General features: G+C 34.3%; 13 protein-coding genes and 2 pseudogenes. 1 reads left to right on the forward strand and 14 read right to left on the reverse strand.

Translation table 11 applies throughout. The features are described 5' to 3' along the window. Positions 1 to 447, forward strand: a pseudogene (locus BHE85_RS11385) (IS3 family transposase); the annotation flags it as partial. Positions 448 to 1053: 606 nt separating this feature from the next. On the opposite strand, the gene BHE85_RS11390 reads toward BHE85_RS11385, so the two are convergent. The 14 genes and pseudogenes from BHE85_RS11390 to mxiE form a co-directional block, all read right to left on the reverse strand. Next, positions 1054 to 1287, reverse strand: a complete 234-nt coding sequence (locus BHE85_RS11390) for a biofilm/acid-resistance regulator YmgB/AriR (RefSeq protein ID WP_000538708.1) — start codon at positions 1285 to 1287, stop codon at positions 1054 to 1056. Between the two features lie 21 nt (positions 1288 to 1308). After that, positions 1309 to 2337 carry a type III secretion system export apparatus switch protein Spa40/SpaS gene (gene spa40 / locus BHE85_RS11395; RefSeq protein ID WP_001284685.1) on the reverse strand — a complete coding sequence of 343 codons (1029 nt, stop codon included), beginning with the start codon at positions 2335 to 2337 and terminating at the stop codon, positions 1309 to 1311. Between the two features lie 6 nt (positions 2338 to 2343). Further along, positions 2344 to 3115: pseudogene (gene spa29, locus BHE85_RS11400) on the reverse strand (type III secretion system export apparatus protein Spa29/SpaR). Further along, positions 3115 to 3375, reverse strand: coding sequence for a type III secretion system export apparatus protein SpaQ (spaQ, locus tag BHE85_RS11405; RefSeq protein WP_001280546.1), 261 nt, complete (start codon positions 3373 to 3375; stop codon positions 3115 to 3117). Before spaQ ends, spa29 begins: the two are co-directional and overlap by 1 nt. 14 nt (positions 3376 to 3389) lie before the next feature. Further along, positions 3390 to 4040, reverse strand: a complete 651-nt coding sequence (gene spa24 / locus BHE85_RS11410; RefSeq protein ID WP_000947538.1) for a type III secretion system export apparatus protein Spa24/SpaP — start codon at positions 4038 to 4040, stop codon at positions 3390 to 3392. A gap of 4 nt (positions 4041 to 4044) precedes the next feature. Continuing rightward, positions 4045 to 4926 (reverse strand): SctQ family type III secretion system ring protein Spa33, encoded by an 882-nt coding sequence (gene spa33 / locus BHE85_RS11415; protein WP_000944308.1) that lies wholly within the window; start codon positions 4924 to 4926, stop codon positions 4045 to 4047. Further along, positions 4920 to 5798, reverse strand: a complete 879-nt coding sequence (gene spa32, locus BHE85_RS11420; protein WP_001162455.1) for a type III secretion system needle length regulator Spa32 — start codon at positions 5796 to 5798, stop codon at positions 4920 to 4922. Before spa32 ends, spa33 begins: the two co-directional genes overlap by 7 nt. Beyond that, positions 5785 to 6135 carry a type III secretion system protein Spa13 gene (spa13, locus tag BHE85_RS11425; RefSeq protein WP_000285501.1) on the reverse strand — a complete coding sequence of 117 codons (351 nt, stop codon included), beginning with the start codon at positions 6133 to 6135 and terminating at the stop codon, positions 5785 to 5787. Before spa13 ends, spa32 begins: the two co-directional genes overlap by 14 nt. Positions 6136 to 6215: 80 nt before the next feature. Further along, on the reverse strand, positions 6216 to 7508 hold the full coding sequence (gene spaL, locus BHE85_RS11430) for a type III secretion system ATPase SpaL (protein ID WP_000120387.1): 1293 nt from the start codon (positions 7506 to 7508) through the stop codon (positions 6216 to 6218). 3 nt (positions 7509 to 7511) lie between these two features. Further along, complete coding sequence (gene spa15 / locus BHE85_RS11435; protein ID WP_000065501.1) at positions 7512 to 7913, reverse strand: type III secretion system chaperone Spa15/SpaK; 402 nt, start codon at positions 7911 to 7913, stop codon at positions 7512 to 7514. A 12-nt stretch (positions 7914 to 7925) separates the two neighbouring features. Then, the gene (mxiA, locus tag BHE85_RS11440; RefSeq protein ID WP_032490756.1) at positions 7926 to 9986 is read right to left on the reverse strand and encodes a type III secretion system export apparatus protein MxiA; all 2061 of its coding nucleotides are present in this window, start codon (positions 9984 to 9986) and stop codon (positions 7926 to 7928) included. 12 nt (positions 9987 to 9998) lie between these two features. Beyond that, a complete protein-coding gene (gene mxiC / locus BHE85_RS11445; RefSeq protein WP_000887823.1) occupies positions 9999 to 11066 on the reverse strand; it encodes a type III secretion system gatekeeper subunit MxiC in 1068 nt (355 codons plus the stop codon). Positions 11067 to 11084: 18 nt separating this feature from the next. Further along, positions 11085 to 12785, reverse strand: a complete 1701-nt coding sequence (gene mxiD / locus BHE85_RS11450; protein WP_000714359.1) for a type III secretion system secretin MxiD — start codon at positions 12783 to 12785, stop codon at positions 11085 to 11087. Then, positions 12772 to 13404 (reverse strand): type III secretion system transcriptional activator MxiE, encoded by a 633-nt coding sequence (gene mxiE, locus BHE85_RS11455; RefSeq protein ID WP_000398259.1) that lies wholly within the window; start codon positions 13402 to 13404, stop codon positions 12772 to 12774. The genes mxiD and mxiE overlap by 14 nt, the downstream gene beginning before the upstream one ends. Positions 13405 to 13431 lie beyond the last annotated feature (27 nt).

Below are 13431 nucleotides of genomic sequence, written 5' to 3' on the forward strand. Positions count from 1 at the left end.
AGGGCGACCACAAACTCTGACCACAATCTGCCGGTTACGCCGAATCTGCTGAATCAGAACTTTACGCCCACAGCACCTAATCAGGTCTGGGTCGCAGATATAACGTATGTTGCCACCCGGGAAGGATGGCTGTATCTCGCCGGCGTCAAAGATGTTTATACGTGCGAAATTGTCGGTTACGCCATGGGAGAGTGCATGACGAAAGAGTTGACGGGTAAAGCCCTGTTTATGGCGCTCAGGAGCCAGCGCCCACCTGCCGGGCTAATCCACCACACCGATCGAGGTTCACAGTACTGCGCATACGATTACCGGGTCATACAGGAGCAGTCTGGTCTGAAAACATCAATGTCGCGTAAAGGTAACTGTTACGACAACGCTCCGATGGAAATCTTCTGGGGAACGCTGAAAAATGAAAGCCTGAGCCACTATCGTTTTAAGAGCCGGGATATTTCGTCAGCATACGGGAAAACTGATTGAGGTCGGCCTCAGTTTTGAGGCCTTTAGCCAGTTCAGCCGCAAGGGCTTTAAGCTTCTTTTCGTCCATAATTTACCTGTCTCCGTTGTTGGAGTAAACATATCAAAAACAGGCAATTACACAATTTAAATTACAGTCTCAAAACAAACCCAACGGTCAATATAGTTTACCAGCAAGCTTACTAGCAAAGTGCTAATCATTTGGTATCTTTCGTGCTATTCTCCTTTTACGTAAGTACTTAAGGGGAACGTATTTACTACTTTTAAAGAAAGCTCCGTTACTATCTGAAATGCAATGAGATAATAAACGATTACTCTCGGTTAGTATCTCATGATCATTTACAGACTTTGCATAATCGCGAATACTATATAACAGAGTTTTAACATTACAGGATGAATAGTCTCTCTTATCAACTCCTAATAAAAGAAGGATTATGGTCAGTCGTTTTTGCTGTCTTATCATATATTATTTAGTTCAGTTCCTAACAAAAACATAACAATTTTCTACAATTGATCCTGTGACTACATAAATATCTTCAACAAAAATATTTATATCAACAAAAGAGTTATTATGAATGATTATAAATCATCAGGTGTTTTTTCAACGACCAACTCAAGAGCACAACGATAAATGTCTTTTCTAACCAGGTCACATTCAGATGAAATCTTTCTGAGTAAAACATTTATTATATCCTTGTTGCTAAGGAAAGATATTGGGTTCAATACCTCATTAGCAATGGAGTTAATGATGGAAGATTCTATTTCAAATTCAGACTGATCAATACCTATTTTATTACAGAAATTAACTCCCATATAACACATCTCCTTTACTTATTAATGAGTGTTTTCAACCTGCTCAAGCCAAACAATAAGACGTAGGACTTCATCCAAGTGTTCAAAATCAACAAAACTATATTTTGTATGTGTTTTATATAGTTTTCTAGCTAATTTCACATCACGCACAGTTGGTATACCAACTTCATTTGCATATTTTCTGACAGCCAAGGCACACTGGTTAGTTTCAATGAGAGAAATAAAAGGTGCAGGCGCTATTTCTGGATTAAAATAAATACCAATTGCAATATGAGTCGGGTTCATTACCACTAATTTTGAATTACGTATATCAGATTTAGTCTGCTCTGAAAGAATCTCGATATGCAACTCACGCCTTCTCGACTTTGTCTCAAAGTGTCCCTCTTGCTCTATATATTCTCTTTTTATCTCCTGTTTATCCATCATCATATCTTTCATGTATAAAATGAACTCAATCACAAAGTCAAGAATAATAACAAAAATAGAAAATGCTAAGAAAAATAATATTATATCCTTAAATAGCCCCCCCCAAATAAGATATAAGCCATCAACACTAGAAAACACCTGAGAAAAAATTATTTTTCGGTCATTAATCCAAAAGAAATAGGTTGTTAATGCTAGAATAATAAGAAGCAGAATGCTTTTGAAAAATTCTTTTATTGTCTTTATACTAAATATTTTTTTTAACCCTTTAACAGGGTTTAATACTGAAAAATCAATCTTGATAGCTTTAGTCGCAAGAACAAACTTTGTTTGAACCAATGTTGGCAACACAGCCGAAAGAACACAGAAAAAAAGTGGGAAGCCAATTATCTTAAAAAAGACAATAACCACTGCAAAAAAGTATTTACCCTCATTAATTTCGAAGTCATTAATTATTACATATCTGTATAAGAGCATTACATCACTTAAGGAAAAGAATGATATTATAGTAAATGTCCCTACCAGAATAATAACAACTGTCGTTAAATCCTTAAATTTAAATGACTGTCCTTTTTTTGCGGCATCCTTTAGTTTTTTAGGTGTCGGCTTTTCTGTTTTATTTGCCATAATATTTTATCTAACAAATAGATTTGTGAAAAATTTATGTTCACCGAGGAAAAATTGAACTTTAGAAAAGTAAATAGTAGAAGAACAGATGAAAATAATAAATATTGCAAGTAAACTTTTAATAGTTAATGATACGGAAAAAGCATTCATCTGCGGAGCAAATCTCGATAATACACCAAGTAATACTTCTGATAGTAACAATACTATCATAACAGGACTGGCTAAAATAACAGCCTGACTTGCCAATAAAGTCAGAAATGTTAAGATATTTGAGACACGGAAAGAACATTGAGAAAATAACGGGCATATATTATAAGACAATTGTATGGATTCTAAAATAAAGACCATTCCACCACTGTATAGAAATACAACTGCAGAAAAAAGATTGAAAAATTTTGCCAATTCAGACGTATCAACACCATTGGCAGGATCAATTGAACTACTAAGCGTTGCCCCACGCTGGTTGTCAATAATACTACCAACAGCATGAAATATCCAAAAGGGAAGAGACAAGCAAAAAGAGAGAAGGAGGCCAACAATTATTTCCTTGAACATAAGGAAATAAACATGTTCAAAAACAGAAGAACCTATGTCTACCTTACCAGAAGTAATTAATCCTGATGCAACAAGAAAAATCACAGGTATTCTAATAGATGGAGAAATTATACCGTTATTTAAAAATGGAAGAAAGAAAAATAATGGAGCCAATCTAAAAAAAAACGCCGTTCAGGAGTATTAAAAACACATGAATACTTTCGAACCAGCTTGAAATGTCCATCAAACCCCACTCTTAATTAAAAACATTATTTCATGACAAAAAGACAATAAAACCTCACCATACCATCCAGAAAGAAGTAGCAAAGATATTGAGACACCTATAAGCTTTATACCAAAAGGAAGTGTCTGCTCTTGAAGTTGAGTCACTGTCTGTAATAAACCAATAGTTAATCCAATAACCGTAGCTATACCTACTGGCCATAAGGAAAAGATAAGGATTAAATAAAGAGCCTTATTACCCATATAAACTATATCAGACACATTACCTCCATCATCTAAGCAGGAACATTGATATATTGTTCAATCAAGGCCTTAGACAGGATCCCCCACCCATCAAGCGCAACAAATAATACAAGTTTTATTGGTACTGATATTGTGATTGGACTCATCATCATCATACCAAGTGCAAGTAAAATGCTTGAAATAACAAGATCAACAACAATAAATGGCAAATATAAATAAAAACCTATTTTGAACGCATCTTTAATTTCACTTAGCGCATATGCAGGCAAGAGGGAAAACAATGAATAATCATTATTCTCTGCACTCTTTAAATCAGCATTTTCTTCTTCAGACCTTTGGAAAAAACGTGCCAACTCAAGATCTGTATGCTTTTTCAAGTATTGCTTGTATTCAATCAAGCCAGAATCAGAAAAACGGACAATATCTGATATTGTATCAAATTTTTGCGGGCCATTTAGATAATTTTCATAACCAGCTTCAATAATGGGTTTCATCACGAACAAAGCCATAATCAATGCAATACCATTGAGAGTCATATTTGATGGAACCTGCTGCAAACCAAGTGCATTTCGTACCATTACAAAAACAATAGAAAACTTTATATAACAAGTACCAGCAGCAACTAAAAATGGTAATAGCGTAAAAAAAGAAAGTGTAGCGATGAGGGACATATCACTCAGCATGAGATTACTCCTTTACCATCCAAGAACTAATCTCGATACCATAACCATCCTCAATAGAAACAAGTTCCCCATGCCCAACCAAAGAACCATTTACTTTAATATTTACATGTTTAACTATGTCATCGGGAAACTTGAATAATTCGTTTTCTACATACATTTTTAGTTCATTGATTGTCATCTTTTTTTCTAAAAGGATAAAGTCCACTTTTACATTGATATCATCATAATTGAATAATGCCAAAGAAACTTCTGTGTGATCTGACTCACCATTACTTTCTGACAGATTAATTTTTGCCTCATTATTATCATTCACAATATAATCCCCAATAATAACTTGATTACACAATAATAAATTATAAAGTTTCTGAACTATGATTATATCACCAGTACGAATTCTTTTTAAAGTAGCCAGCCTTACATTAGATGAACCTAAGCAAAACTCTAAAAGATGATGCAATAAGTCAAGAGAAACTTGATTACGTAATACCGGCATCTTGTCAAAATAAATAATACCTAAAGAAGAGGAAAAACAGCATAAATGACTCCCAGTAGTTGCATACTGGATTTCATTCGTGATCCGGAAAGTAATCTTATCAGACAGTTCTGGAATCGAAAATACAGATGACGACTCTATAAAGACACATTTTGATAAATGCAGTAAAGATTCTTGTGTAGAAAATCCTGAAAATACCTCGTATTTTTTTTTCAAAAAAGATAATGTATCAATACGAATTACCCAATCCCCACACACGGAAGTAAGAGTGACTAAACTTTCACTGCCTGTAAATTTATTTTTGAATGTCTGAATCGAAAAACGCTCGCAGAGTTGCTTTGCATATAAAATCTGTAGTTTTTCGTTAGCGTCAAAATGTTTAATTCTTAGCATTCTTCTTCACTCTGTTCATTATATCCTGTACTATTATTTTTATTCCCCTTATTATGTTGACTGCTATCAAATCTGTAATTACCCTCAGCATCTTGTTTCAAAATTAAGTCAAGTTTATTTCCTACAAATTGATCTGACGGTTTTAGAACAAAAGAACCAGACTCCACTGAAATACTAACAGAATGTCCAGCCCCCCACTGTTTAAAGTGGTAAGTCATTTCACTATTTTTTTGAAAAACATTTTTATCATTTTCAACTATTGATTTTTCTTGCAATGACATGGATGGGGTTATGTCTGCAGTATTTTTATTCATTACAGGCAGCTCAAATGATTTAGCAACACTTCCATTTAGTAAAGAAATGATGTCAGCAATATTCTTATCAATAGACAAGCTATGATTTTTTAAACCAATTTGACCATTTCTATTATCAGATTCTAGCAGATTATCAGGGTTTACAGAAGAAGTATGACTTCTTTCGAAGTTCTTGTCTGCATTTCCACTCTTATTATATGAAAAGATCCCCCTCATATCGCCGATATTTATTTTTTCCCTTGCTTTGATATCTTGATCTGGTATCAAAATATTTTCTTTAATGGCCATTGATTCTGGAATATCAGAATATGTCGCTCGTTCGTTTCTAAGTTCGAACGCATTTTTAATGCCACTATAAATTTCTCCTTTATCATGCTTATGTTCAAAGTGCTTATCAATAGTAAAATAGTTAGATGCAATTAAAGAGTACTCAGGAATTTCAACCTTCCTCTTCTTCTTCAAAACGAGACTATCAATATTATCTATTGAAGATAGTTTCTCACATTTTTCTATCTGTTTGTCACTACTAAAATTTAGGTTTATATTATCTAATGCCATACTTCATATCCTCTTGTGATAACTCATCAAGTATCAACTGTTTGGCAAAGTTATTTCTTTTAATCAAGCCAATCCGTTTACATATTTTACTCTCTTTATGAAGCAGTTTTCTTTTAGAAGCATTTGCCTCATCAATATCTTTTTGAATTTCTTCAATTCTTCCCTTTAGAAGAATTCGTTCAGACTGATATTGGATAATATGCTTTTTTACTATAGCGATCTTACGTCTTGTATTGAAAAGCTGACTAACACTCTGAGCGCCTACAGGTTCCAAGTCATTCTCCAGTTGCAGGAAGTATATAATCCTTTTATCTAATGCCTCCACATCTCGATACAAAGAGTTTTTTTTTTAGTGTTAATATGTGTGCTTCAATTAATTTAACAGACCGTTGATATTTATCTTTGATTTTTAAAACCTTATCTAATTGTTTCACCAAGAAGCTCCATTGTCTGCTCATAAGTAAAACCGAGTCGATAATCTTGCTTCAGAAAACTCTCAACAACAGATATTTTGTTGTAGATTTTATCCTGAGAGGCATTCTCCCCCGGTTTGTATTCACCAAAGTCAATAATTGTCCTTAGCTCTTCTATTTCAGAAAGTAGCTCCCGAAATGCAGTGGCCATAATACGATGTTTTTCATCAACAACCTGTGTAAATACCCTGCTTATACTTTTTAAGGAATCAATTGCAGGAAATTGTCCTTTTTGGGCTAGATTTCTGCTCAAATATATATGTCCATCTAAAATGGATCTTACCTCTTCAGCTAATGGATCAGCAAAATCATCATCCTCCAAAAGAACAGTGTAAAATGCAGTAATAGAGCCACCTGCCTTTAACTTTCCTGGCCTTTCAAGAAGTCTGGGTAAGCTATCAAAAACCGAAACCGGATAGCCTCTTCTGGCAGGTGATTCTCCAGCGGCTAAGGCCACATCACGTAATGCTCTGGCATACCTTGTTAATGAATCAATAAAAAGCGCTACTTTATGTCCTTCAGTCCTAAAAAATTCGGCTATAGCAGTGGCTATATATGCAGCATTACAACGATCAACCGAAGAGTAATCCGAAGTTGCATATACTAAAACACACCTGCTTTTTTTCTCAGAGTTTTTCAAATAATCAACCGTTTCTGTAACCTCTCGACCTCGCTCACCAATTAACCCAATAACATATATATCAGCACCACTATGTTCAATGAGCATATTCATGAGAAAAGTTTTGCCACAACCAGCTGACGCAAAAATCCCCATTCGCTGTCCTTCACCACACGTGAGTAAAGAATCAATAACCTTAACACCTGTTAAAAAAGGCTTCTCAATTGCAGCCCTTTCACTATATAGCGGAGGAGCATTATCTACAGGTCGATAAAGAATTTCACTGTTATCCGTAACAGCAAACTTATCAGTAACCTCCCCTAAAGGATTGACTACTGCTCCCAATAATCCACGGCCGACTTGCGTATGAAGAAACTGGGCAGTGGGCTTAATCAACGTTTGCCGTGAAAGTCCACGAGAATTTCCAATCAAGCTTAATATTGTTTTTTCATCATGAAATCCTACAACCTGAGCTCTTGCAATAATTTCATTACTTTCAATTCCAGCCTGAATGTTACAAATCTCACCAATCGAAACATCGCTAAGACTTGTTTCCAAGATTGGCCCCGAGATTCTATTAGGAAAAGATAATTGAGTGAGCAATTTTATATAGCTCATTGATTATAAGACCTCATTTAAGATTTCCATCCTCTGATAAAACTCATGCAGAATCTCTGCAAAAACAATCCCATCGTGAACGTAGTCATCTTTAATAACAACTCTTAACTGTAAGTACTCATCAGAACGATGAAGCTCTACCAGCTCATTAATGCTATAACTAAAGTTCATTAACATTAAATTTAATATGTTATAAGCAGATGACTGAAGTTTTACATCACTTGGTGCATCGAAATTAGCCCATAACATAACCTGCTCATTGACAAGAGCTATATTAATAGCAGGCATACTATCCAAAGAAATGGTAATCGCTGAATGGCTGTCTAAATCTGTAATAATTGATGGAGGACAACCAATCGTGAAAAGACTATCTCTAACTAATTGAACTAAATTAATGTTACTCATATTTAAACCTCACTAAATAGTCTTTAATACATTAATGGTATATGCTTCATCAATCTCAGCATACGATATAACGAGTATACTCTTAAATCTGTTATCTATAAGTCTTTTAACAAACCTACGTATATCTACTGATACCAAAAGAACGAAATTTTTTTTTGCATTTCTCAATTCTCTCAAAGCATGTGCTAAAGTTTCCATTACCTCATCCGAAACCTCTATATCCATATTCAAGAAAGAGCCACCAGAGGTTTGCCTTATCCCTTTTCTTATTGCATCCTCAATATATCCGGAAAGCATCACAACTTTAATCTCACCAGAAACAGCTATTTTACTACAAATATACCTAGAAAGTGATGCACGGACATGTTCAACTAATGTTATGACATCTTTTTCTCTGGGAGCCCAAAGCGCCAAAGACTCCATAATAAGTTTTAAATTGCGAACAGAAATATTTTCTCCAAGCAATCTTTGTAATACCTCAGAAATTCTCTGTATAGTCACATGTCGGAAGACTTCCTTTAATAGATCAGGATACCGATTTTCAAACTGATCTAACATATTTTTTGTTTCTTGTATACCAAAAATCTCATTTATGTTGTTTAATAAAGCTTGTGACAACTGGTGATAAAATTCATCTTGAGCACTTTTAATTTTAGCATCAATATTAGTTAGATTTTCTGTATATGAAACGTCTACCCAAGAAATAACACGTTCATTATATGAAGTTGAAACAACAGGAATACCTAGAGCATCTATATCTCCATTTTCATCTGTAATACACACTTTGTCAAAGTATATATTAAAACTATCGGCACGCACCTCATTTATTAACAAAACAATATCATCGACCTTAAGCTCATTGCTTGTTCTATATAAAATAGTTGGAAGCCTGACACCATAATCAATAAAGAACTGACTTCTTATCCTTTCAATAAGACCTTCCATATCATTTGCACTTATCTTATTTTCGGCAAATAATAAAATTAAAGGAACGGTTTCTGAACTAATAGCATCCAGATTTTCTATCATTGCCAAAGATGAGTCATGGCTATTATCAATATCAAATGTACCAGTATAGCCACTAGAATCAGACTCAGACAGACTTTTTTCTTTTTCTACGACCTTTTTATAATAGAATAAAGCCGTCAAAGTAACTGCTATCAGGAAAAAAACAAAAAACGGAAAACCTGGCAACATCCCTATCGCCAAGGCAAGAGCTGATGTAACAATGAGAACAAAAGGATTCCCAAATATCTGGGACATTATGTTACGTCCCATATTATCGCTATCACCATTAACTCTTGTAACGATAAATCCTGCACTTATAGAAATTAACAGAGCAGGAATCTGAGAGACCAATCCGTCACCAATAGTTAGTATGGTATAAGTAGATAATGCACCAGATAGAGACATTCCATGTTGACTCATACCAACAGAAATACCTCCTATTAAATTGACAAAAATAATAATGATGCCAGCAATTGCATCACCTTTAATGAACTTCATTGCTCCATCAAATGAACCATACAATTGACTCTCACGTTCCAGAATACTGCGTCTTTCTTTAGCTCCTGCGGCATCAATAATTCCAGCCTTTAAATCCGCATCAATGCTCATTTGTTTCCCCGGCATACCGTCAAGAGAAAAGCGAGCAGCTACCTCCGCAACCCTTTCAGATCCTTTTGTTATAACAATGAACTGCACAACAGTTACTATTGAAAAAATAACAAAACCTACAGCCAGACTATCACCAATGACAAACTGGCCAAATGTAGTAATAATTTTACCCGCATCCGCATCAACTAAAATTAGTCGACTAGTACTTATTGATAAAGCGAGACGAAATAATGTCGTTATCAACAAAACCGAAGGGAATGTAGAAAAACTCAATATTCTTTCAATATAAAATGATCCCATAAAAACGAGAATAGCAAGTACAATATTAAGCCCTATTAAAAAATCAACAAGGTATGTAGGTAATGGTATGATCAACATAGCAATGATCATAACCATAAGCACTAATATAATTAATTCAGGCTTAGTACTTACTTGCTTAAGAAAAGACTGGATCACTTTCATCTCCTGTTATCTAGAAAGCTCTTTCTTGTATGCACTTGTGACAAGCTCTCGTAGAATATTGATCGCAATTTCTCTTTCACTTTCACTTTTAAATATATCATGAGGACTTTCATTAACAGAAGATAGATATGTTTGATACACTACAGAATCCTCATGACTGGCTCGTGATACGTCTATAACAGAAGTAAGAATTTGCTCACTTTCACTTGGATATTGAAAAATATATAATAAAGTTAGCAATAGCTGCTCTGCACTTAAACTGCCATCTTTTAGCAAGCTTGAGGATTCCAGTTTCTTCATAAAAATTACATCTGAAGTTCTAATCATCTTAATTGCAATTAATTTAGATAACACAAAACCAAACTCATAAGCATTACAGCTCGGTTTCTCAGAATCCATGTCTACAATCAGTGACTGCTCTACAAAATTCACAATTGTATGTCTGTGATTAAAACCAAAATTACCAAGCCATTCTATATACTGATCTGTTGTTGATATGTTCCCCATGATAAAACCACGATAACATGCACGCAAAAGCTGTGGTTCAAGTTTCATTTTGTTGCCAAATAATTTAGCCTGTATAGCTGAATTTATTCCAGCATTAACACTTTTTTCACTACCTGATATTATCTCATTAATAATTTTAGTTAATGATTCGACTTGTTCAGCAGTAAGATCTTTTTCATTCAAAAGTTCCCTTAATGCTAAGACTTGATCACTTGGATCTTTAAAATATCTCTTTAGTCTGTCTATAAAATCCTGATCTAGAGGAAGGTTATCTTTTAAAGTTCTCTTTAAATCAAAAATCTTGTGATTAATTTCATCTTCTTCCCCATCTAAAATACGTTCCTGACTATCACTATTTGTTCCTTTCAGTTTCTCAAGGTCTCTTCTGTTTATAAATGACGAAAGAGCGGAAGCCATCTCATCAGATGAGTCAATATACTTGCTATTAGCCAAGCCAGAATCAAGCTCTGCATCAGCAGTCTCATCTCCATCATCTGAATTTGTCATTGCATTCAACTTATCAATGAATGCAGAGCTAAAAACTCCTGTATTTTTAACATCAAGCATACATCACCTACTTTATAGTTAGTAATTTAAGTATGAAACCAATGATTTTTCGTCTTCCAGCAAAGTAGTTTCAGATGGGATTATTTGTGTAGTCTTTTGTATTTCTCTTTCAGATATGAGGCTCTTATATTCTGCAGTATTATAATAACTTGACTCCTTTATCTCACGGGGTTGAATCAGAAAAACCCTTACAATATTACTGATATTCCTTGTTTTATACTTGAACACATTACCGATTACAGGAATAGAGGAGAGAAAAGGAATAGATACTATTTCGTTAGAGTTCGTTTCATGCGTATAACCACCTATCAACAAACTTTTGCCTTGTGGAACTCTCGCTATTGTACTGATTTTGGTCCTTCCAACTTCTGGAAGGACAGATGTATTTTCATTATTATAATTGTAATTTGACTGACTATTTCCTGTTCCATCCTCTATCGTTAAAGACATCTCAATTTGTCCCTGAGATGAAAAGCGAGGTATAACATTTATCAATGTTCCATACGTAACATGCTCCAACGAAGAATTGCGCTCACCAACTAATGACACATAAAAAGTCCTGTTATTATCAAATATAGCCGGAATATTCTCTTGTGTCAAAATCACCGGCCTTGAAACTACATTTGCTTTCTTTTTCTGATTTAATGCCATAACTGAAGCAATAAACTTATTGCCGTCCAAAGTGCTTATCGATGCTGATGAGCTCATATTAAATGATGCACCAAACGAATCACCAAATGAAGCCGTTCCTTGCCAATTAACGCCAAGGTTATTTAATTCAGATTTATCAATATCGATTATCCATAATGATAATTCTATATGTCGTTTGGCTACATCTAACTGAGTGATAATATCGCGAATAATCTGTATTTGCTGATCATTACCTTTGACTAATATAGAATTGGTTTCTGGATATGCAATAAGTGATACATCCTCTAATATAGAACTATTGGTAACTGAACTAAATGAAAAGTCATTACTATCCTCAGATACTTTCTGTGTAATATTAAAGGGTGGCATCGGATCATTTTTGGCTTGTCTGTTACTCAGAGCCTTACCATTATTTAATAAACGTTCTACAACAGTAGCCACCCCTGGGATGACAATATCCTCCCCTCTCATATTATAAGTTCTGTCACTAACAAATGTATTTTTTAATTTTATAACCCCAAAATTAACTTTATCTGTCCCAATAGAAGAAACCTGCTTATCAAGCAAAGTTGCTGTATTAGCTACCAGTTCAACCAATGCCGGAGGACCAGATATATAGAATGTTTTATCACTAATGTTTCCTCTTATAGGATATCTGTGATCATAAAGGTTAGCATCCTTCAGATACTGAATAAGATAATTAAGTGATATATTCTCCAGCAAAATAACTTTGCTTATTAATTCTCCAGAGTCATATATGTATAATGCATTTCCATCTTTATACCATATGAGTCCCACAAGTAATGTCATTTTTTCAAGCATTTCTTCTGGATTAGATAAATCAAACTCCCCAGATATTCTCTTTTTTGCAGCTTGTTTGCTAACAACAATAGGATAATTTAATAACGCAGAAAAACGTTCAAAAAAAGATCCTACCGTATCACTTTGAGCAACATATTTCGCTATGTCATTTTGTTCTAATAAATGAGAGTCAATATTATTAGCATTAACTATCAATGGTAACAATACAATCAAGAGAGTCAAAGATTTAATATTAAATTTTTTCATTTATTTTTTTCACTAAAAAAGTAATATTCGATAATTCTCTTGCAGAAAAGCCTAGTCGTGTTTTTATCTCATTTGAAAAATGGGATGTTGATGCATACCCATTATTCATGGCAGCAGAAGTGATTGTTTGATTGTGCAAAAATACATCTAATAAACCATTTACTAACCGCCAAGTGTTCAGTTGTTCTTTGACTTTTGCCCCTAAAGCTTTTCTACATAAAGATCTAAAATAAGCCTCCGACACACCATAATGCTCTGTCAGACTCTTTATTCTTACCTCCTTTTCTTTCTCAATAGTTCTCAGAAGATAAAGAACCAAATGATATGACTCAGTCATTCGTATCATAGCCAGTGCATTACTTACATTCTGGTCAGATGAAAAGATGAATCTTAACATTAACTTATCAAGCATCGATTCGGTATTACAACTATCCCGAAGATCATTCTCATGATAGAAATGAATACATTTTTCAGCATGGCTATGCTCTACTAGAGCACCACTGAAATAGTCCCAAAAAGCAAGAAATTTTGCACAACTATTAATGTTAAAGCGATAATGATAGTTCACATTATCACTGAATTTTATATTTTGATTTCGGACAAAAAAAAACCCTTCCATGCTGGAGCCAGCTCAATTATGTTACGT

This window comes from Shigella sp. FC1567, from assembly GCF_001743015.1.
GTDB classification, from domain to species: Bacteria; Pseudomonadota; Gammaproteobacteria; order Enterobacterales; family Enterobacteriaceae; genus Escherichia; species Escherichia coli.